Source organism: Propioniciclava sp. MC1595 (genome assembly GCF_017569205.1).
Taxonomy (GTDB): Bacteria; Actinomycetota; Actinomycetes; order Propionibacteriales; family Propionibacteriaceae; genus Propioniciclava.
The window spans coordinates 267,889-287,691 of sequence record NZ_CP071870.1 but is presented as its reverse complement, the minus strand read 5'-3'; the positions used below and the strand labels follow the sequence as shown (position 1 = coordinate 287,691).

General features: G+C 69.4%; 17 protein-coding genes and 2 pseudogenes. 11 read left to right on the top strand and 8 right to left on the bottom strand.

Annotated features, from left to right (window positions below; translation table 11 throughout):
• Positions 1-13: 13 nt before the first annotated feature.
• The 3 genes and pseudogenes from J4N02_RS01215 to J4N02_RS01205 form a co-directional block, all read right to left on the bottom strand.
• Complete coding sequence (locus J4N02_RS01215; protein WP_188333804.1) at positions 14-640, bottom strand: CE1759 family FMN reductase; 627 nt, start codon at positions 638-640, stop codon at positions 14-16.
• Position 641: 1 nt separating this feature from the next.
• Positions 642-1,802, bottom strand: coding sequence for an LLM class flavin-dependent oxidoreductase (locus J4N02_RS01210; RefSeq protein ID WP_188334709.1), 1,161 nt, complete (start codon positions 1,800-1,802; stop codon positions 642-644).
• A 71-nt stretch (positions 1,803-1,873) separates the two neighbouring features.
• Positions 1,874-2,065 (bottom strand): annotated as a pseudogene (locus J4N02_RS01205) (phosphatase PAP2 family protein); the annotation flags it as partial.
• 11 nt (positions 2,066-2,076) lie between these two features.
• Here J4N02_RS01205 and J4N02_RS17270 point away from each other — a divergent pair.
• From J4N02_RS17270 to J4N02_RS01185, 4 genes and pseudogenes are all read left to right on the top strand, one after another.
• Positions 2,077-2,244: pseudogene (locus J4N02_RS17270) on the top strand (threonine/serine exporter family protein); the annotation flags it as partial.
• Between the two features lie 70 nt (positions 2,245-2,314).
• Entirely contained in the window at positions 2,315-3,106 is a 792-nt protein-coding gene (locus J4N02_RS17015; RefSeq protein WP_188334707.1) for a threonine/serine exporter family protein, read from the top strand.
• Positions 3,076-3,873, top strand: coding sequence for a Sir2 family NAD-dependent protein deacetylase (locus J4N02_RS01190; protein WP_188334706.1), 798 nt, complete (start codon positions 3,076-3,078; stop codon positions 3,871-3,873). Before J4N02_RS17015 ends, J4N02_RS01190 begins: the two co-directional genes overlap by 31 nt.
• Before the next feature lie 8 nt (positions 3,874-3,881).
• Positions 3,882-4,646: an Fpg/Nei family DNA glycosylase gene (locus tag J4N02_RS01185; protein ID WP_188334705.1), complete on the top strand. Its 765-nt coding sequence runs from the start codon at positions 3,882-3,884 to the stop codon at positions 4,644-4,646.
• 1 nt (position 4,647) lies between these two features.
• Here J4N02_RS01185 and J4N02_RS01180 read toward each other — a convergent pair whose 3' ends face one another.
• The gene (locus J4N02_RS01180) at positions 4,648-5,217 is read right to left on the bottom strand and encodes a TetR/AcrR family transcriptional regulator (protein ID WP_188334704.1); all 570 of its coding nucleotides are present in this window, start codon (positions 5,215-5,217) and stop codon (positions 4,648-4,650) included.
• Between the two features lie 71 nt (positions 5,218-5,288).
• Between J4N02_RS01180 and J4N02_RS01175 the strand changes: the two genes are divergently transcribed.
• The 6 genes from J4N02_RS01175 (at position 5,289) to J4N02_RS01150 (ending at position 15,008) form a co-directional block, all read left to right on the top strand.
• Entirely contained in the window at positions 5,289-9,620 is a 4,332-nt protein-coding gene (locus J4N02_RS01175) for an acyl-CoA dehydratase activase-related protein (protein ID WP_188334703.1), read from the top strand.
• Positions 9,621-10,669: 1,049 nt separating this feature from the next.
• Positions 10,670-11,338, top strand: coding sequence for a thioredoxin domain-containing protein (locus tag J4N02_RS01170; RefSeq protein WP_188334702.1), 669 nt, complete (start codon positions 10,670-10,672; stop codon positions 11,336-11,338).
• On the top strand, positions 11,335-12,561 hold the full coding sequence (locus J4N02_RS01165; protein ID WP_188334701.1) for an aminotransferase class V-fold PLP-dependent enzyme: 1,227 nt from the start codon (positions 11,335-11,337) through the stop codon (positions 12,559-12,561). The genes J4N02_RS01170 and J4N02_RS01165 overlap by 4 nt, the downstream gene beginning before the upstream one ends.
• Positions 12,561-13,646 (top strand): DsbA family protein, encoded by a 1,086-nt coding sequence (locus tag J4N02_RS01160; protein WP_188334700.1) that lies wholly within the window; start codon positions 12,561-12,563, stop codon positions 13,644-13,646. Before J4N02_RS01165 ends, J4N02_RS01160 begins: the two co-directional genes overlap by 1 nt.
• 58 nt (positions 13,647-13,704) lie before the next feature.
• Positions 13,705-14,097, top strand: a complete 393-nt coding sequence (locus J4N02_RS01155) for a helix-turn-helix transcriptional regulator (RefSeq protein WP_188334699.1) — start codon at positions 13,705-13,707, stop codon at positions 14,095-14,097.
• On the top strand, positions 14,094-15,008 hold the full coding sequence (locus J4N02_RS01150) for a cation diffusion facilitator family transporter (RefSeq protein ID WP_188334698.1): 915 nt from the start codon (positions 14,094-14,096) through the stop codon (positions 15,006-15,008). Before J4N02_RS01155 ends, J4N02_RS01150 begins: the two co-directional genes overlap by 4 nt.
• Positions 15,009-15,113: 105 nt before the next feature.
• On the opposite strand, the gene J4N02_RS01145 is transcribed toward J4N02_RS01150, so the two are convergent.
• The 4 genes from J4N02_RS01145 to J4N02_RS01130 form a co-directional block, all read right to left on the bottom strand.
• Positions 15,114-17,096 (bottom strand): cation-translocating P-type ATPase, encoded by a 1,983-nt coding sequence (locus J4N02_RS01145; RefSeq protein WP_188334697.1) that lies wholly within the window; start codon positions 17,094-17,096, stop codon positions 15,114-15,116.
• Positions 17,093-17,464, bottom strand: coding sequence for a helix-turn-helix transcriptional regulator (locus J4N02_RS01140; RefSeq protein WP_208091062.1), 372 nt, complete (start codon positions 17,462-17,464; stop codon positions 17,093-17,095). The genes J4N02_RS01145 and J4N02_RS01140 overlap by 4 nt, the downstream gene beginning before the upstream one ends.
• A 443-nt stretch (positions 17,465-17,907) precedes the next feature.
• Positions 17,908-18,360: a hypothetical protein gene (locus tag J4N02_RS01135; RefSeq protein WP_208091061.1), complete on the bottom strand. Its 453-nt coding sequence runs from the start codon at positions 18,358-18,360 to the stop codon at positions 17,908-17,910.
• Between the two features lie 8 nt (positions 18,361-18,368).
• Positions 18,369-18,533, bottom strand: coding sequence for a hypothetical protein (locus tag J4N02_RS01130; RefSeq protein ID WP_188334862.1), 165 nt, complete (start codon positions 18,531-18,533; stop codon positions 18,369-18,371).
• A 347-nt stretch (positions 18,534-18,880) separates the two neighbouring features.
• On the opposite strand from J4N02_RS01130, the gene J4N02_RS01125 reads away from it, so the two are divergent.
• A complete protein-coding gene (locus J4N02_RS01125; RefSeq protein WP_188334831.1) occupies positions 18,881-19,675 on the top strand; it encodes a hypothetical protein in 795 nt (264 codons plus the stop codon).
• The last annotated feature ends 128 nt before the right edge of the window (positions 19,676-19,803 follow it).

The following is a 19,803-nucleotide window of genomic DNA, read 5'->3' as shown; positions in this document are numbered from 1 at the left end:
CCCTGACCCCGGGTCAGCCGCCCAACAGGCTCGCGAAGTCGGGGACGTTGGCGAACTCGTCGGCGTAGTCGACCGCGGGGTTGCGCTCGATGAGCTCGGCGAACTCGGTCCCGGCGCGTTGGACGCGGCGCATGAGGCCGGACTGGTCGTGCCTCCCGCCTTCGGCCGCGCCGGTGCCCCAGTCGTCGGTGGCGGCGAACACGCCGGTCGGCGCGACGGCGGCCTTGAGGTAGAAGAACATCGGCAGCATGGTCTGGTCGATGGCCAGGCTGTGCCGGGCCGTGCCGCCGGTGGCGGCCATGAGGACCGGACGCCCCTTGAGCACGCCCTCGTCGAGCAGGTCGAAGAACAGCTTGAACAGGCCGTTCACGCCCGCGTTCAGCACCGGGCTGACCGCGATGACGCCGGACGCCGTGCCGACCAGGTCGAACGCCGCCTGCAGCGTCTTGGTCGGGACGTGCGAGGAGTAGTAGGTGGCCAGGTCGACCGCGAGGTCGCGCAGCTCGAGGACCTTGACCTCCGGCGTCGGGGTGCCGCCGGCGGTCATGGCCTTGACGGTGGCCTCGGCGAGGCGGTCGCCGAGCATTCGGGAGCTGGACGGCGTCCCCATGCCGGCGCTGATGACGAGGAGGTGGGACATGTCAGTTGGCTCCCTTCAGGGCGGCCTCGTAGGGCGACTGGCCCGTGACGTCGTCGACGCCCACGGTGCGGTGCTCGGTCAGCGTGCCGGCGACGCGGGCCTTCTCGACCAGCGACGCGTGGGTCGGCGCCTCCGGGATGTGCGCGGGGCGGCCCTCGGCGTAGCCCTTGCGCATCTCGGGCAGGATCTCGCCGAGCAGGTCGAGCTGCTCGAGCACGGTCTTGAGCGGCAGCCCGGCGTGGTCGATGAGGAAGCCCTGGCGCTGGTAGTGGCCGACGTGCTCGACCATGCCGAGGTAACGCTCCAGCACCTGCTGCGGCGAGCCCACGGTCAGCGGGGTCATCTCGGTGAAGTCCTCCATCGACGGGCCGTGGCCGTAGACCGGGGCGACGTCGAAGTAGGGGCGGAACTCGTTCACGGCGTCCTGGCTGTTCTTGCGCATGAAGAACTGGCCGCCGAGGCCGACGATCGCCTGGTCCGCCTGGCCGTGGCCGTAGTGCTCGTAGCGACGGCGGTACAGGTTGACCATCTGGGCGGTGTGCTCGATGTTCCAGAAGATGTTGTTGTGGAAGAAGCCGTCGCCGTAGTAGGCGGCCTGCTCGGCGATCTCGGGGGTGCGGATCGAGCCGTGCCACACGAACGGGGCGACGCCGTCGAGCGGGCGCGGGGTCGAGGTGAAGCCCTGCAGCGGCGTGCGGTACTTGCCCTGCCAGTTCACGACGTCCTCGGTCCACAGCCGGCGCAGCAGCGCGTAGTTCTCGACGGCCAGCGCGACACCCTGGCGGATGTCCTTGCCGAACCAGGGGTACACCGGGCCGGTGTTGCCGCGGCCGAGCATGATGTCGACGCGGCCGTCGGCGAGGTGCTGGAGCATCGCGAAGTCCTCGGCGATCTTGACCGGGTCGTTGGTCGTGATCAGCGTGGTCGCGGTCGACAGCAGGATCTTGTCGGTCTGCGCGGCGATGTAGCCCAGCGTGGTCGTGGGCGAGCTGCTGAAGAACGGCTCGTTGTGGTGCTCACCGATGGCGTAGAAGTCGAGACCGACCTCCTCGGCCTTCTTGGCGATCGCGACGGACGCCTTGATGCGCTCGTGCTCGCTGGGGGTGTGACCCGTCGTCGGGTCGGTGGTGATGTCGCTCACCGAGAAGATGCCGATCTGCATGACCACTCCTGATTAGTTGATGTTTCAAGTATCTCAACGCAGGGGCGGTCCTGTCCATTCCCGTTGGCAACTCAGGACAACTCAGTCCTGGTGACGGTCTCCTCCTCGACCGGGCCGCGCTCGCGGCGCTTGCGTACCATGCGCCACACCCGGTGCATGGCGATCACGACCCCCGCCCACGCGACGCCGAGCATCGCGGCCGCGAACACGTCGGTGAGCCAGTGGTAACCGAGGAAGACCCGCGAGAAGCCCATCGCGCACGCGTAGACAGCAGCTGGTCGACGACATCGTCGCGGGCCACCTCGACGTCGACCCGGCCCGAGAGCGGCTGGCCGCGATCGCGCACGCGTCGCACGCCTACCGGCCGTGGGTCCAGTCGATCGCGATGGCGGTGCTGGGCGCGGCGGTGGTGACCTCGCTCGGGGGCGGCTGGCGCGAGGTGGTGGCCGGGTTCGTCGTCACGGCCCTGGTCGCCGGCGCGGTCGTCGTGTTCGGACGCCTCGGGTGGTCGTTTGTTCTTCACCCAGGCCGGCGGGTCTGCGATCGCCACCCTCGCGGCGTTGGGGCTGATGGTGGGCAACGACGGGGTGCCGCTGCTGCAGGGGGTCTCGCCGTCGCTCGTGGTGGCGTCCGGGATCGTCTCGCTGCTGACCGGGCTGTCGCTGGTCGCCTCGTCGCGCGACGCGCTGGACGGGTTCCACGTCACCGCGGCCGCGGGCCTGCTCGAGGTCGTGGTCGCCACCGGCGGGATCGTGGTCGGCATCATGTCCGCCCTGTGGGTGGGGATCGTGGCCGGGGTGCCGCTGTACCTGACCGACGTGGGCGGGCGGGTCGGCGTCCCGCTCTGGCTGGGCCTGCTGGCCGCCGGGCTGATGGCGCTGGCGATCGGGGTCGGCGCGCACGTCCGGCCGCGCGGGCTGCTGCCGTTCTTCGGCCTGGGGGCGCTGGCCTGGCTCGTGCACGCGGGCGCGCTCGCGCTGTTCGACGAGCGCATCCCCGCCACCGCGCTGGCCGCGATCGCCGTGGGGGCGGTGGCCCAGCTCGGCCACGCGCGCTGGCGGATGCCCGTGGTGGCCCTGATCACGGCCGGGATCATCCCGCTGCTGCCCGGCCTCACCCTCTACCGCGGCCTCTACGGACTGCTGCAGGACGTCGAGGACGGCGGCCGCGTCGCCGCCCCCGGCATGCTGCTCACCGCCCTGATGGTCGGCGTCGCGCTGGCGGTCGGGACCTCGCTGGGGTCGCAGGTCGTCCGGGGTGGGAGACTGGCGGCATGGACGACGTCACGCGCGCCACGGAGCTGATCGCCCGCTCGCACCGCATCCTCGCGCTCACGGGGGCGGGGCTGTCCACGGCCTCGGGGATCCCCGACTTCCGCGGCCCGCAGGGCCGCTGGACGCAGGACCCCGACGCCGAGAAGGTCTCGGTGCTGTCGTACTACCTCGGCGACGAGGACATCCGCCGCAAGGCGTGGCGCATCCGGGCGACGTCGCCCGCGTTGACCGCGCAGCCGAACCCCGCCCACCGCGCGCTGGTCGACCTCGAGCGCGCCAGACGTCTGGCCGGCATCGTCACCCAGAACACCGACGGGCTGCACCTGGTCGCGGGCTCGGACCCGGCGATCGTGCACGAGATCCACGGCAACGCGCGCCAGTGGCGCTGCGAGGACTGCGGCGAGACCGGGCCGCTGTCGGACATGGTCGAGCGGATCAACGCCGGCGACGACGACCCGCGCTGCCCCGCGTGCGACGGCATCACCCGGGCCACCGTGATCCTGTTCGAGGAGATGCTCGACCCCGCCGTGCTCGACGCGTCGGTGAAGCTCGCCGAGACCGCCGACCTCGTGCTCGCCATCGGTACGTCGCTGACCGTGCACCCCGTCGCCGGGCTGGTGCCCTACGCGTTCGGCCACTCGGCGAAGGTGGTCATCGTCAACGCCCAGGAGACCCCGTACGACTACCTCGCCGACGCGATCCTGCGCGATCCGATCGAGGAGGTCGTGCCCCGCCTGGTCGCCCAAGGCTTGGGTGTTGAGCGCCCAGGGCTTGGGTTTCCTGCGCCGAAGGCTTGAGTTTTCGCATGCCTGAGGGTGACGCGGTCTGGCGCGTGGCGCGGCGGCTGAACGGCGCGCTCGCCGGGGAGCGCCTCGTCCGCTCCGACCTGCGCTGGCCGTCGCTGGCCACCGCCGACCTGGTCGGCGCCACCACGCTCGAGGTCGTGCCGCGCGGCAAGCACCTGCTGCACCGACTCGACAACGGCCTCACCCTGCACAGCCACCTGCGCATGGACGGCACGTGGCGCGTCTCGGCCACGACGGACCCGCCCCAGCCGTTCGGCGGCCACCTCGTTCGCGCGGTCGTGGCCACCGCGCAGCGGACGGCGGTCGGCACCGCCCTGGGCATGCTCGACCTGGCCCGCACCCGCGACGAGGCGCGGCTGGTCGGCCACCTCGGCCCCGACCTGCTCGGCCCCGACTGGGACGCCCGCGAGGCCGCCCGGCGCCTCGCCGCCAGCCCGGACGCCCTCGGCGCGGCCCTGCTCGACCAGGGCAACCTCGCCGGGCTGGGCACGATCTGGACCGCCGAGTCGCTGTTCGCGCAGGGGCTGGACCCGTGGCGTCCGGCCTCGGCTGTGCCCGCGGCCGAGCTGGTGGCGCTGGCCGACCGGGCCCACCGCCTGCTCAACGCCTCGATCCGGGGGCAGGTCGACCCGCGGCGCGGGTACGCGGTCTATCGACGGCTGCGCCAGCCCTGCCGGCGCTGCGGGACCCCGGTGAAGGCCGGCACGATCGGCACCGCTCCCCGGGCGCGCACGCTGTTCTTCTGCCCGCGGTGCCAGGCCTGACTCAGGCGCGGGCCACGGCGTCGAGCACGCGGGTGGCCTCGACCACGTAGGCGTCCAGGTCGAAGCCGGGGTCGAGGGTGCTCTGGGCCAGGAAGCCCATGGCCTGGCCGAGGGTGACGCGGGCGATGGCGTCCACGCGGCCGGCGGCGTCGGCCACACCTTGGCCGACCAACCACCGCTCGATGTGGCCGTACATGGCCACGCGGGCGTCCTCGAACTGGGTGTGCAGGATCGTGCGCAGCTCGGGGTCGACGTAGGAGCCCGCCCACAGCTGCACGATCATCGGCGGCTCCACCGCGCCCGCGCGCACGGCGCCCACGATCAGGCCGAAGATCTGCGCGGGCGCCAGCGGCCCCTCGACCGGGGCGAGCACGGCCGCGCGCAGCGGCTCGGCCAGCCGGGTGCGGGCCACCTCGAGCACGATCTCGTTCTTGTTCGCGAAGTGGTGGTAGATCGAACCGGCCGACGCACCGGAGGCGGCGATGATCCCCGAGATCGACGCAGCGTGCACGCCCTGCTGCTTGATGAGCAGGGCGGCGGCGTCGACGATGTCCTCGCGCTTGGTGGCCATGGGTCCATCATTCCCCATCCGATCGACTACGCTACGTCGTAACAGAACGATCATTCTGGTTGGAGAAGTAAATGGGCCCCTACACCCTCGGTCTCGACATCGGCTCGACCACCGTGAAGGCGGTTGTGCTCGACGGCACGCGGACGGTCTTCGCCGACTACCGCCGCCACCACGCCGATGTGCGCCGCGAGGTGCGCAACCTGCTGGCCGACATCGACCGGGCCCTCCCCAACGCCGTGCTGACCGCGGCGGTGACCGGGTCGGGCGGCCTGCAGGTCGCCGAGCTGATGGGCGTCGGCTTCGTCCAGGAGGTCATCGCCGCCACCGAGGCCATCGAGCGGTTCCACCCCGAGGCCGACGTCGTCATCGAGCTCGGCGGCGAGGACGCCAAGATCACCTACCTCAAGCCCACCCCCGAGCAGCGCATGAACGGCACCTGCGCGGGCGGCACCGGCGCGTTCATCGACCAGATGGCCACCCTCCTGCACACGGACGCCGCGGGCCTGGACGCCCTCGCCGCCCAGTACCGGACCCTCTACCCCATCGCGTCGCGCTGCGGCGTGTTCGCCAAGACCGACGTGCAGCCCCTGCTCAACCAGGGCGCCGCGCACCCCGACATCGCCGCGTCGGTGTTCCAGGCGGTGGCCACCCAGACGATCGCCGGGCTGGCCTGCGGGCGCCCGATCCGCGGCCACCTCGTCTTCCTCGGCGGACCGCTGCACTTCCTGCCCCAGCTGCGCGCCGCCTACGAGCGAGCGCTCTCCGCCCAGGTCGAGTCGTTCACCACCCCCGCCGACGCCCAGCTCTACGTCGCGCTGGGGGCCGCGCTGCTGGCGTCCGGGCGTGAGGTCTTCACCACCCAGCTCATCGACGCGCTGGACGCCGCGGCCGGCACGGCGTCCATGGCCAGCAAGCCGATGCGCGCGCTGTTCGCCGACGACCACGAGCGGGCCGCGTTCGAGGGCCGCCACGCGCGCGCGTTCGTGCGGCAGGCCGACCTGACCTCGGCGTCCGGGCCGGTGTTCCTGGGCATCGACGCGGGCTCGACCACGATCAAGTGCGTCGTGCTGACCGAGGACGACCGGATCGTCTTCGCCCACTACGCCTCCAACGCCGGCGACCCCGTGACCGCCGCGGTCGACATCGTGCGGCGGGTGCGCGAGGCCCTGCCCGCCGACGCGTTCATCGCCCGCGCCTGCGTGACCGGGTACGGCGAGGGGCTGATCCAGGCGGCTCTGCGCGTGGACGACGGCGAGATCGAGACCATGGCCCACTACCGCGCCGCCGAGCACGTCTCGCCGGGCGTGACGAGCGTCATCGACATCGGCGGGCAGGACATGAAGTACCTGCGCATCCGCAACGGGGCCGTCGACTCGATCGCGGTGAACGAGGCCTGTTCGTCGGGGTGCGGCAGCTTCCTGCAGACGTTCGCCGAGACGATGGGCACCGACGTGCGCACCTTCGCCCGCGCCGCGCTGCAGGCCGACCAGCCCGTTGACCTCGGCTCGCGCTGCACGGTCTTCATGAACTCCTCGGTGAAGCAGGCCCAGAAGGAGGGCGCCGACGTCGGGGCGATCTCGGCGGGGCTGTCGTACTCGGTGGTGCGCAACGCGCTCTACAAGGTGATCAAGCTCAAGTCGCCCGAGGACCTCGGCGAGAAGGTCGTCGTGCAGGGCGGCACGTTCCTCAACGACGCGGTGCTGCGCGCGTTCGAGCTGCTGACCGGGCGCGAGGTCGTCCGGCCCGACATCGCCGGGCTGATGGGCGCCTACGGGGCGGCGCTCACCGCGCGCCGCAACTGGGTGCCGGGCACGGCGTCCGAGCTGCTGGAGCTCGACGAGCTCGACTCGTTCACCGTCGACACCTCCACGCGCACCTGCAAGCTGTGCCAGAACCACTGCGGGCTGACGATCTCGACGTTCGGCGACGGGACGCGGCACGTGTCGGGCAACCGGTGCGAGCGCGGGGCGTCCGAGGAGCGCAACCCGCAGCGGTCGGACCTGCCGAACCTCTACGACTACAAGTACAAGCGCACGTTCGGGTACCGGCGGCTGACCGACGCCAAGGCGCACCGGGGCGCGATCGGGATCCCGCGCGTGCTGAACATGTACGAGAACTACCCGCTGTGGTTCACGATCCTGACCTCGCTGGGGTTCAAGGTCATGCTGTCGGGCCGGTCGAACCACGACCTCTTCGAGGCGGGCATGGAGTCGATCCCGTCGGAGAACGTCTGCTACCCCGCCAAGCTCGCGCACGGCCACATCGAGTGGCTGCTCGATCGCGACGTGCGGACGATCTTCTACCCGTGCGTGAGCTACGAGCAGAAGGCCGAGGCGTCCGACAACCACTTCAACTGCCCGGTCGTCGCGTTCTACCCGCAGGTGCTGGAGAAGAACGCCGACCGGCTGCGCGAGCCGGGCGTGCGCTACCTCGACCCGTTCGTGAACCTGGCCGACCCCGGCAAGCTCGCCGAGCGGCTGGTGGAGGTCTTCGCCTGGTGCGGGGTCACCGACGAGGAGGCCCGCGAGGCCGTGCGCCTGGGGTTCGAGGAGGACGCCCGGTTCAAGGCGGACGTCGCGGCCGAGGGCGTCCGGGCGCTGGAGTACATGGCCGACCACGGCACCAAGGGCATCGTGCTCGCGGGGCGGCCGTACCACGTGGACCCGGAGGTGAACCACGGCATCCCCGAGATGATCACCCAGCTGGGCATGGTGGTGCTGAGCGAGGACGCGATCGCGCTCAACCCCGACCTGGTCGACCGGCGGCTGGAGCGGCCGCTGCGCGTCATGGACCAGTGGTCGTACCACTCGCGGTTGTACGAGGCGGCCGGCGCGGTGCGATCGGAGCCCGCGCTGCAGCTGGTGCAGCTCAACTCGTTCGGCTGCGGGCTGGACGCCGTCACCACCGACCAGGTGCAGGAGATCCTCGAGGCGGCCGACGACGTCTACACGGTGCTGAAGATCGACGAGGTGTCGAACCTGGGCGCCGCGCGGATCCGGCTGCGCTCGCTCGCGGCGGCGACGGCCGAGCGGCGCCGCTCGGCGTCCATCGTCACCTACGACCCCGACCTCGTCGGCGACCGGTTCCCGGTGTTCGACAAGGCCGCGCGGAGGACGCACACGCTGTACGCGCCGCAGATGGCGCCCATCCACTTCCGGCTGCTGGTGCCGGTGATGCGGCGGGTCGGCTACGACGTGAAGCTGCTCGAGCACGCGTCGGCCGACGACGTCGAGGTGGGCCTGCGCTACGTCAACAACGACGTCTGCTACCCGGCGATCATGGTGGTGGGACAGTTGATCAACGCGTTCATCGCGGGCGGGGCCGACCCCGAGACCTCCTCGGTCGCGATCACGCAGACGGGCGGCATGTGCCGCGCGACGAACTACGCGGGCATGCTCCGCAAGGCGCTCAAGGACGCCGGGTTCGGCCAGGTGCCGGTGCTCGCCATCTCGGCGCAGGGGCTGGAGGAGGCGTCCGGTTTCAAGCTGACGCCGGGGCTGGTGCACCGGGCGATGCAGGCGATCGTCGTCGGCGACGTGCTGCAGACCGTGCTGCTGCGGACGCGGCCCTACGAGGCCGTCGCCGGTTCCGCCGACGAGCTGTACCGGCGCTGGGACGCGATCGCGTGCGAGTACTTCGCGACCGGGTGGTCGGAGACCCTGGGGCGTCGGGTCGGGTACGGGTCGCTCATCGACGGCATCGTGGCGGAGTTCGGCGCCTTGGCCCTACGCGACGAGCCACGCCGCCCGCGGGTGGGGTTGGTCGGCGAGATCCTGGTGAAGTTCCAGCCGGACGCCAACAACGACGCGGTGCGGGTGATCGAGTCCGAGGGCTGTGAGGCGGCGCTCCCCGGGTTGCTGGAGTTCTTCCTGATGAACATGACCTCGGCGCAGTGGCGCCTGGACAACCTGGGCACCGGCACGAAGCGGTCGGTGCGGCTCCAGCAGGGGCTCGTGTGGCTGATCGAGCAGTACCAGCGGCCAGCCATCCGCGCTCTGGGGCGGAGTGGGAAGTTCGCGGTGCCGCACCCCATCGCCGAGCTCGCCCGGCACGCCGAGTCGATCATCTCCCTGGGAACCACCGCCGGCGAGGGCTGGCTGCTGGTCGCCGAGATGATGCAGCTCATCGAGGAGGGGTGCCCGAACATCATCGTCGCCCAGCCGTTCGCGTGCCTGCCGAACCACGTGGTCGGGAAGGGTGTCTTCCGCGAACTACGGCGGTTCTACCCGCACGCCAACGTGGTGTCGATCGACTACGACCCGGGCGCCTCGGAGGTCAACCAGCTGAACCGGATCAAGCTGATGGTCGCCACGGCGCACAAGAACTCCGGACGCCTACGCCCCGAGCCCGTCGGACCCCGGGCGCTGTCGATCACGCCAGTGCGGCTGGGTGCGCCGGCCTGACCTGGTCGACACGAGCGTGGTCATCCTGCGCCATGCCATCGCGCCGAACCTCCTGCCCGACGAGATCTCGCTGAGCGCGGTCTCCTTGGCCGAGCTCACAGCCGGCGTCCATCAGGTACACCCTGTTGGACGTCCGAGCAAGCGGCCAAGCGGCCCTCATTCCCTTGGGCGCCCATCGGGTGTGCTCGACTCTGCCGACGGGCGTGTGGTTACTCAACTGCCCAGAGTCGTACGTCTGCGGTGTCGGTTGTGTCCGGGTTACCCGATACCCAGAATCCACCGCGTTTCCACGAACGCAGGTCGGGGAAGGCCCTGCTGGTGGGTGAATCCCAGGCGTCGAGTACGGCGACAAGGCTGTCGGGAACGGGGTTCGTCCGGTTGACACAATCCGACTGCTTCGCCACTAGGATACTGCCATCTTCTTGAGGGGTTGTGATGGGTCACGACTGGCGACGTAGCGCTGCGGGCGGTGTCCTGCTCGTGGTGCTGGGGTTCGTGGGTCTGTGGCGCATCGGCCCGTCGTTGGGTTGGGGCGGGGGTGGGTGCATCGCGCCGATCCCCGGGTTGGCCCCTTTGGGGATCCATTTCGACCTGCTCGTCGAGTCCGTTGCGTGTCCGGAACGTTTCTTGTTGCCTGGGGCGGAGTTCGGGCCGGTGGTCCAATTCTTGGTGGTGCTGTCCACATCGGCCCTGGCCGTGGCCTTGTTCAACCTGGGGCTGTCACTTGGCTTGGGGTTGTGGATCCGGGGTACCTTCGGTGACCTTCGCCGCTGGGTGCGGACGCGGCTGGCCACCTACCTTCCGACGCTTGGGCTGTCCCCGACGCCTCGCCTCGTCACAGTGCCGTACGAGGTCATGCTCGTGCGTGCGGGGTGTCACCGGCTGGCGCCACCCCGTGGCCCACCTGCCTGCGTTCGGTAGGTCGCTTCGACGGCGTACGCCGTCCCTTCTTCAGGTGCAGGCAGATTCCCCGGCGGGGTCGTCGGCACGAGCGCGTCCGCATGGTCGGGCGTCCAGCGCATCCCAAGACTTCTTCAGGAGAACCTTTCATGAATATCGCCCAGCCCCCGCGCCGACGCACCAGCGTCGCCGTCGCCGTCGCCTTCGTCCTCGCCTTGCTCCTATCGGCCTGTGGTCAGGCCGCGCCCGCCGCGGGCCCGAACGGTGAACCGATCCTGCCCGGTGCTCGGGCCAACTCCCACGTGCTCGACCGTGTCGGCCCGCAGGCGCCGACCTTGGTGGAGTTCGTCGACCTCGAGTGCGAGTCGTGTGGAGCGATGTATCCGGTCGTGGAGGAGTTGCGCCAGCACTACGCGGGCAAGATCAACTTCGTCGTCCGCTACTTCCCGCTCGGCGGGCATTTCAACTCGATGAATGCCGCGTTGGCAGTCGAGGCGGCCGCTCAGCAGGGACGGATGGAGGACATGATCGGCAAGCTGTTCGAGAACCAGACGAAGTGGGGCGAGAAGAAGGTGTCGGAGGCCGCCCTGTTCCGCAGCTACGCCCAGGAACTGGGCCTCGACCTGAACGCCTACGACTCCGCGATTGCCTCGCCGGCCACCAAGGCCCGCATCGAGGAGGACTCCAACGACGGCAAGAAGATGGGGGTGACCGGGACGCCCACGTTCTTCCTCAACGGCAAGAAGCTCGAACTCAGGCGGCTCACTGACCTCACCGACCCGATCGACAAGGCCATCGCCTCCGGGACGACGCGATGAGGCGGGGCCTCTTCGCCCGACCCAGCCCCACCACCCCCGCTGAGACGGGCGCCCGATTCGGGTTCGAGTACCTGCCGGCGGACCAGTCGTACTTCGACTCGGCCTGCCAGACCCTCCGCCCGCAGCCCGTGGTCGACGCGATGAACGACTATTACCTGACGTACAACGCGTGCGGGGAGCGCGTGCAGTACGCCTGGGGCCGGAAGGTGGACGACAAGGTCGCCGATGCGCGGGCGGCCGTCCTGGCCGCGCTGGGCCTGTCGCCGAAGCGCTACGCGGCCTCCTTCACCCTCAACACCACCTACGGGCTGAACCTGCTGCTGAACCAACTCCCCTCCGGGCGCTACCGCAGGGTGGTGACCACCCACACCGAGCACAACTCGGTGTTCCTCAGCACCATGGCGTTCGCCCAGCGGACAGGGGTCGAGCGCGTCCTGCTCAACCGGGGAACCGACGGTGCACTTCAGTACCGTGATGACGACCTCACCGATGCCTTGGTCGTCGTCTCGGCGATGAACAACGTCGATGGAACGGCCACCCCCGGGTTGTCCGAGCTCATCACCGGCACCCAAGCCCGGGGTGGCACGGTCATCCTGGACGCGGCGCAAGCCATGGCACACGGGCTGGCCCACCTGCGCGGGCTCCAGCCCGATGCGATCTGCTTCTCGGGTCACAAGGTCTACGGCGCGTCACTGGGCGTCGTGGCGGCCACCTCCGAACTCCTGGAGAGCCTGGAGCTGTCGTTCCTGGGCGGAGGCCAAGTGTCGGCGGTGACGGCGGACGCGTACACCCTTCACACCGAACCGCACACTCGCCTGGAGGGCGGCCTGCAACCGTGGGGGGAGATCATCGCGCTCGGGGCGGCCCTGGCTTGGGTGGACGGGTACCGCAAGGCGTCGGGGCAGGATCTCGCGACGCGCGAGCGGCGCCTGGCCGAGGAGCTCCACGATGGCCTGGTCGCACTGCCGAACCTGCGCCTGCTCAGTCAGCGGGGGTCATCCTTGGTGACGTTCGTCCCCGAGCGGGTGGACGCCCACCGCTTGGCGACCTTCCTGTCGCGTGCGGGGGTCATGGTGCGCAGCGGCTACTTCTGTGCCCACCACTGGCTCGTGGAGCAACGGCAGCTTCCGCCCTTGGTTCGGTTCAGCCTCGGGGCGCACAACACCAGCGACGATGTCGCACGGGCCGTCGACACGATGACCCCTCTCATGAAGGGCCTGTGATGCTCTGCATAGCTGCGTTCTTCGTCCTGCTGGTGCTCTCGGCCGTCTCGGCCAAGCACCGCAAGATGCTGGGCCGAGCCTGGGGCTGCTTCTCCCGGAAGGTGACTTTCCGCCCGTGCGACACCACCTTCCGTGAGGACGTCGAGAACTCGCTGCTCGCCCCGCTGGCGCTGCGGAGTCCCCGGCTCGTCAAGCCGGCGTCCGTCGCGATCGAGGTGTCGGCCTGGGTGATGGTCATCTCGATGGTGGTGAGCCTGTACATCGTGGTGGTCAGCGGCCTGAACCTGCTGGCGTATGGCACCTGCAACAAGCAGGACCCCACCGCTTGCTCGTTGTCGTCGGCCCAAGGCTGCGGGATCGGTTCGGAGGAGCGCAACTTCGGCGCACTGCTCCTCAAGGGAGACGTGGTCGGTGCCTTCAGCACGGAGGTCTCCGACCTGGGTGACACGATCATGGCCATCCCGAACCGGTTCCGGACCTGGGAGGCCACCGACTACGTACCGGCTCAGGCCAGCTACCTCGGTGGCGAGCGGGAGGGCCTTCCGGTGGCGGTGGAGGTCATCGACCCCGGCTGCCGCTTCTGCGCCCAACTGTTCCGCAACGTGAAGGAGTCGGGCTTCGCCGAGGCCAACAACGTGACCTACATCGTCTATCCGATCGGACGCGACCTCGCCCCGCGCTTCAGGAACTCCCCCCTGGTCGCGGAGTACCTCACCGCCATCCGAATGACCGAGGCAGGAGACGCCGCTCGCGCGAACGACCCCACCGACTGGATGATCCTGGAGCGCATCTTCACCGGCCAGCAGACCGACGGGACGTCCTGGCAGGTGTGGTTCAACGAGCAGGCCACCCGCGACGAGGCTCGCGATCAGCTCCACCGCTGGCTCACCGAGGCCGGCTACAGCCCCAGCCAAGTGGAACAGGTGGGCGCGCTGGCCTCGTCCGAGCTGGTCGACGCGGCGATCACTGAGGGGATGCGCGTCGTCGAGGAAGACATCCGGACGATGACGATCCCCTCGCTGGTGAGTGGGGGCAAGCTGCACCGCGGCGTCGTCGAGGTGGCCGATCTGGAACCGGGGCGCTGAAGGGACACCTTTCGTGATTCAATACATCTGAACATCTGATCAGATGAAGGAGTCTTTGATGGAGCAGGTTGTGGGGCTCGATGGGTGTGCCGTCGCGTGCGTCCACCCCGATCGGGTGCGGATGGTGCGGGAGGCGGCCCCCCGCGAGGAGGCCCTGGTCCGGGTGACGGGCCTGTTCAAGTTGCTGGGTGATCCGACGCGGTCCCGGTTGCTGTACGCCCTGCTGGAGGCGGGCGAGTTGTGCGTGTGTGACCTCGCTGCGGCCACCGACACCGCGGAGGCCACGGTGTCGCAGGCGTTGCGGCTGTTGCGCACCGCGGGTGTGGTGGCCGGACGCCGGGAGGGCCGCAACGTCTTCTACCGCCTGTCGGACGCGCACGTCCGTCTGCTGCTCGACGTGACGCGTGAGCATGCCCTGCACGAGACGGACGGGGCGGAGGTGCTCGGATGAGCGGGGGGCACTCGCACGGGCAGGGGGCCGCAGTCTCGGCGTCCAGCCGGCACCGGTGGCGGCTGGCGGTCACGTTCGGCCTGACCGCGATGTTCTTCGTGGTGGAGTTGGTCGCCGGTGTGGTCAGCGGGTCCCTCGCGCTGATCAGTGATGCGGGGCACATGGCGGCCGACGTGGTCACCCTCGGCGCCGCGCTGCTTGCCACACGCTTGGCCGCGATGGCGGACACCACGGGGCGGCGCACCTACGGCCGCTACCGGGCCGAGGTGTTCGCATCCGGACTCGCCGTGCTGATGATGCTGGGCGTGGCGGTGTACATCGTGGTGGAGGGGGTTCGCCGGTTCGGCCAGCCGGTCGAGCCGACCTCCGGAGTCATGCTCGTGGTCGGCGTGGTCGGGCTGGCGATCAACGCCGTCGGCATCATCCTGTTGCGCGGGGGTGCTGGGGAGAGCCTGAACGTGAAGGGCGCCTACCTGGAGGTGATGGCCGACGCCATCGGGTCGGTCGGTGTGATCGTCGCCGGCCTGCTCGTGTTGTGGACCGGCCAGTCTTTCTGGGACACGGTCGTGGCCCTGGCCATCGCCGTCTTCGTGGCCGTTCGGGCCCTGATGCTGGGCCGTGAGGTCCTCGCCGTCCTGGGGCAGCATGCACCCGCCGGTGTGGAGCCTCAGGAAATCCTCACCGCGCTGGCGGAGGTGGAGGGGGTCGCCGACGTGCACGACCTTCACGTGTGGCAGCTGACCTCCGGTATGGACGTGGCCACGGCTCACCTGGTCGCTGCTGATGGACAGTCCGAACAGGCGGTGCTCACCGCTGCCAGCGTGGTCCTGCGCGAGCAGTTCGAGATCGAGCACGCGACCCTGCAGGTCGAGTCCGCCTCGGGCGGGTCCTGTCAAGGCGCTGATTGGTGAAGCCACCCGCGCGCCGGTGCACGGGGGCAGGCACTCGCCCTGCTGGGCACCTATGTGGCCAGGGTCCAGCAGGGCGATTGATTTCAGTTCGTGCCGGGCGCGCCGTCAGGCGGTGGCCACAGCCAAGTCGTCGGCTGCGCGCGCGGAGCCGCCCGGACCGATCGGGGTGAGCTCGGTGCGCTTGGTTTGGGCGGCCCGAAGGCCGTTGGCGATCACGACCACCTCGGCCACCTCGTGGACCAGCACCACGGCGGCCAGTCCCAGCACACCGGTGATCGCCAGGGGCAGCAGGACGATGATGATCGCCAGCGACAGCACGATGTTCTGGTTGATGATCCGTCCACCGCGGCGGGCGTGGGCCAACGCCTGGGGGATGAGCCGCAGGTCGTGGCCAGTGAAGGCCACGTCGGCGGACTCGATGGCGGCGTCCGACCCGGTCGCCCCCATCGCAATGCCGACCGTCGCCCCGGCCAGGGCCGGTGCATCGTTGATGCCGTCGCCGATCATCGCCGTGGGCACCCGCTCGTCGAGTTCCGCGACGATGCCGGCCTTGTCCTCCGGGCGTAGTTCGGCCCGCACGTCGGCGATGCCCGCGTCGCGGCCCAGCGCAGCCGCTGTCCGGGCGTTGTCGCCGGTGAGCATGCTCACCCCGACACCCTGGTCGGCGAGGGTGGCCACGACCTCGGGCACCTCGGGGCGCAACTCGTCGCGCACACCGATCACCCCGACCGTCTCGCCGTCGACGGTGACCAGGACGCAGGTCCGTCCCTCGCCCTCGAGTTGTTCGACGCGGTCGGCGAGTTGGCCGGCGTCGATCCAACGCGGACTGCCGACCGTGACGCGGCGGCCCTCGACCGTCCCGAGGACACCGTGCCCCGCCGTCTCCTCCACGTGCACGCTGGCGGGAGCATCGGATGCTGCGGCGACGATCGCCAATGCCAGCGGATGGGTGGACTGCCGCTCCAGCGCCGCCGCGTGGGACAGCACGTCGGACTCGCTCCAGCCCTCGGTCGTCACCACTGCGGTGACAACGGGTTGATTCGGGGTGAGTGTGCCGGTCTTGTCCATGGCCGCGTGCCGGATCGAGCCGAGCCGTTCGAAGGCGGCGCCGCTCTTGATGATGACGCCGAACTTGCTCGCCGCGCCGATCGCCGACACCACCGTGACCGGCACCGAGATCGCCAGCGCGCACGGGCTGGCGGCTACCAGCACCACCAGGGCGCGGGTGATCCACAGTTCGGGGTCCCCGAACAGCGAGCCCACCACCGCCACCAGGAGCGCCAGCACGAGGACGCCGGGCACGAGCGGACGCGCGATCCGATCCGCCAACCGTGCACGGTCGCCCTTCTCCGCCTGAGCCTGCTCGACGAGTTCGACGATCGTGGTCAACGAGTTGTCGGTGCCGGCGGCGGTGGCCTCGACCTCCAACACGCCAGAGGTGTTGATCGAACCCGCCGACACAGGATCACCGGCCTCGACCTCCACCGGGATCGACTCCCCGGTGATCGCCGACGTGTCCAGGCTGGAGCGTCCCGACCGCACCACACCGTCGGTCGCGACCCTCTCGCCGGGCCGGACCAGCATCAGTTGCCCGATGGTGAGTTCCCTCGCCGGGATGGTGACCGTCCGCCCGCCCCGCGCCACGGTCGCCGTTTCGGGAACGAGTTTCAGCAGGGCGCGCAGGCCACTGCGGGCTCTGTCCATCGCCTTGTCCTCGAGCATCTCGGCCAAGGAGTACAGGAAGGCCAGGGCCGCCGCCTCCTCGACGTAGCCCAGGATGACCGCACCCACGGCGCTGATCGTCATCAGCAGCCCGATCCCCAACTTCCGCTTGCGGACCAGGTTCCGCAGCGCCCCCGGGACGAACGTGGACGCCCCGGCGAGCAGGCCCAACCAGAACAACACCAAGGCCACGATCCTCGCCGCCGGCGTCCCGGCGAGCCACTCCACCAACAACCCGGCGGCCAGGAACACCCCGGACAGGATCGGCAGGACGACGGCCCGATCACGCCACCAAGGCTGCTCAACCTCCTCCTGCGCACCGACCTCAGCCCGGGCGGGTGCGTCGCCGCAGCATGCGTCACTCATGCGCGCGCCTCCTTGTCATCTCGGTGGGACGGGCAATCCGCCACCCCGCAGGCAGGGTCGATGCAGGGGGCGTCCTCGTCCACCGCCAAGGTCACGTTGACCAGTGCGACCAACGCCGCCGCGAGGTGCGGGTCGGTGATCTCGTAGCGCGTCTGGCGCCCCTCCGGCTCGGCCACGACGATCCCACACCCCCGCAGGCACGCCAGGTGGTTGGAGACATTCGTCCGGGTGAGCTCCAGGTCACGTGCCAACTGGGCCGGATAGCCCGGACCCTCCAGCAACGACAACAAGATGCGCGAACGCGTCGGATCGGCCATCGCCCGCCCCAACCGGTTCATCACATCCACGCGAGAAGCAATAGTCAGCACACGCTGACTATACAGTCATTAGTGACCAGACCTGCCCCCACGACTCTGAGCCAGCACCGTGAACCCCACGCCTATGTGGCATATCGACCATGAGCCTCGTTTACCGGATTTGCCGCCGTCCGGAAGTGCCGATGTGCGGTCGCATCCTTCGGCGTATTCCAGCGGCCGGGTTCCGGATCGGACACACTCAGCGCAGGGCGGCGACTGTCCGCCCGTTCTGCAGCAGAGGTGAGGCATGGAGCGCATTGACGGAGTGCTCGACGGAGTCGGCGAGCGGGCCCGGTCCCAGCGCCGCGATGTGCATACTTCAACGCCCCGTGCAGAACGTCGCTGAAGAGTGGCCCTTCCGGCCACGGGTTCCGGCCAGCGCGGCGCTGCGGCTCAGATCTGGCCGTGACCCACCGTCCCGTGAGGCAGTCACGGTTCTGGTGGCCCGAACTCGGCTAGGCAGTTCTGGTCGACTCCTCCCAGCGCTTCAGCGAACGGGCCAGTTCGGCGCTGTCTAAGTCGGCCTCCGCATGGAGACCCCAGGCCGGGCTGGAGCTTGTCAGGGTCAGGCGGGCTGCCGCTGGCGGCGGGAACTCGACGTTCAACCTTGCTACCATTTTGCCTTCGCCTTCGCCGGTTGAGGACCCGCTTGCTGCCAAAGTAATCGGCACCGGACGGCCGTCGGCGAGGAGTTCGAGTTGCAGCGATGACTCCGGGGAATCCTGGCCCCACCACATGATCTCGTCGCTCATCCGCGACAGCACGGCTGGATCTTGCGATGAGGCGATGACGAACAGCTCGAAGCCGCACACGTCGCCGGACACGAAACCTCTCGACAGCCAGACCGTCAGACCCGGCCGGCTTTCCAGGACAGCGTCGAAGGCGATGGTCGATACGGTGATGGTCATGGTTCAGGCTAATAGATGTACTTGCAGCGACGGTCAGTGCCGGTTCGGCCAAGGCAGTCTGCCGTCTTCTTGCCGGTCTGGATCGTGTTCGCGACGGTGGTTTGGGTGATTCCGACCGCTACCGTCAGGCGCTTGCCGGCCCGGTTGCCGTAGTTGGACAGGGTCTGGCGCACCGTGAGGAGGTTGTCGATCCGGTCCGCGTTGCCGCTTGGGCACGTGGTGTGGAACCGCTCGAGCCGTCAGTAGGAACCCAGAAGGGCGGGGTGAGAACGTCCGCTTCTGCCGCACGCCGCGCGGGCGATATGCCGATTGCAGGAGGGTCGACAGGCGTGGGCAGGACAGCCGATGGCCGTGGCTGCGGGGCGGCGCCGCTGGGTCATGATCAACATCGGTTGTCGGCTCTCATGCCGGCCCGCGCCTGTGTCGATGGCGGTGCGATACTGCGTGAGGTCGAGGAACCGGGAGAAGGAGTGGCGTTGCCCGACCCCAGGCGGGGTGCGGCGATGGAAGAATCCGGTGCGTGGTGAAGTCGCAGCCGATCCCCGACGAGGATGCGTGGTGGAACGGCCTGATGTGGGTCGACGGGGCGCGTATGCAGGCGCACCGGTTCGAGGATGTGTTCAACGAGTGGCTCGCCGCCGAGTACGACACCAAGCTTCGCCACAGGAACAGCGGTGACGACGACAGTGAACGCGGCTGGCGGGACGAGATGGATCGCGACCACCAGCCGTACGATCCACGGCGGCCGATCAGGGTCGTGACGACAGCACTCGCGATGCAAATGGCTGTCGACCTGCGATTCCTCATCGTGGCCTGCAACCACGTCATGACCGCCCTGAAACGGATCCCCGCAGCCGACCGGCCCATCATGATCGACCAGGAGTTGTTGCACCTGATGCGGAACGTGTCTGAGCATTGGGAGGAGGTTGGCGGGCCTTCCGCGAGGAAACTGGCGCTCGCCTGCTTCGACCACACCACTACTACATTCGCGAGCAATCAAGCATGGATCGGCGGCGGCAAGGACGCCATCCCCCTGGCACGCATCCACGACTGGCTCGAACGTTCCCGCGAAACCTTCGTCGCGGCCCTCACTGGAGCAGGACACGACGTGCCTGACGAGACCGAGTCGAACTACGCTGGCGACGACGAACTCGGATGGCCGCCCGAACGACTCCGCTACCACTGGACGCTGCCTCACATCGAAATAGAGGAGTGGGACGGCGCAAGATTCCCACCTGGTGCCGCTAAATGGTCCGCACGGAAGCGAATCGGCTGGCTGCGAGCACAGGCATCAGGCGCCACTGACACGCACTAGGCTCACGTACCAGAGGGTTTCGTTTAGTTCACTTGGTCTACCAACGGCTTGGTGCTGTCGAGCATCGGGATTAGGGACTGAGGACGTTCGCTACGCCAGACCCCGGCCGCAACAACGTCTTCCTATCA

Excerpts from the sequence above, each read along its gene's own strand:
- J4N02_RS01210 (WP_188334709.1), bottom strand. The coding sequence starts at position 1,802 with ATGCAGATCGGCATCTTCTCGGTGAGCGACATCACCACCGACCCGACG.
- J4N02_RS01185 (WP_188334705.1), top strand. The coding sequence starts at position 3,882 with ATGCCTGAGGGTGACGCGGTCTGGCGCGTGGCGCGGCGGCTGAACGGC.
- J4N02_RS01170 (WP_188334702.1), top strand. The coding sequence starts at position 10,670 with ATGAATATCGCCCAGCCCCCGCGCCGACGCACCAGCGTCGCCGTCGCC.
- J4N02_RS01175 (WP_188334703.1), top strand. The coding sequence starts at position 5,289 with ATGGGCCCCTACACCCTCGGTCTCGACATCGGCTCGACCACCGTGAAG.
- J4N02_RS01155 (WP_188334699.1), top strand. The coding sequence starts at position 13,705 with ATGGAGCAGGTTGTGGGGCTCGATGGGTGTGCCGTCGCGTGCGTCCAC.
- J4N02_RS01190 (WP_188334706.1), top strand. The coding sequence starts at position 3,076 with ATGGACGACGTCACGCGCGCCACGGAGCTGATCGCCCGCTCGCACCGC.
- J4N02_RS01150 (WP_188334698.1), top strand. The coding sequence starts at position 14,094 with ATGAGCGGGGGGCACTCGCACGGGCAGGGGGCCGCAGTCTCGGCGTCC.
- J4N02_RS01160 (WP_188334700.1), top strand. The coding sequence starts at position 12,561 with ATGCTCTGCATAGCTGCGTTCTTCGTCCTGCTGGTGCTCTCGGCCGTC.
- J4N02_RS01145 (WP_188334697.1), bottom strand. The coding sequence starts at position 17,096 with ATGAGTGACGCATGCTGCGGCGACGCACCCGCCCGGGCTGAGGTCGGT.
- J4N02_RS01180 (WP_188334704.1), bottom strand. The coding sequence starts at position 5,217 with ATGGCCACCAAGCGCGAGGACATCGTCGACGCCGCCGCCCTGCTCATC.
- J4N02_RS01215 (WP_188333804.1), bottom strand. The coding sequence starts at position 640 with ATGTCCCACCTCCTCGTCATCAGCGCCGGCATGGGGACGCCGTCCAGC.
- J4N02_RS01135 (WP_208091061.1), bottom strand. The coding sequence starts at position 18,360 with ATGACCATCACCGTATCGACCATCGCCTTCGACGCTGTCCTGGAAAGC.
- J4N02_RS01165 (WP_188334701.1), top strand. The coding sequence starts at position 11,335 with ATGAGGCGGGGCCTCTTCGCCCGACCCAGCCCCACCACCCCCGCTGAG.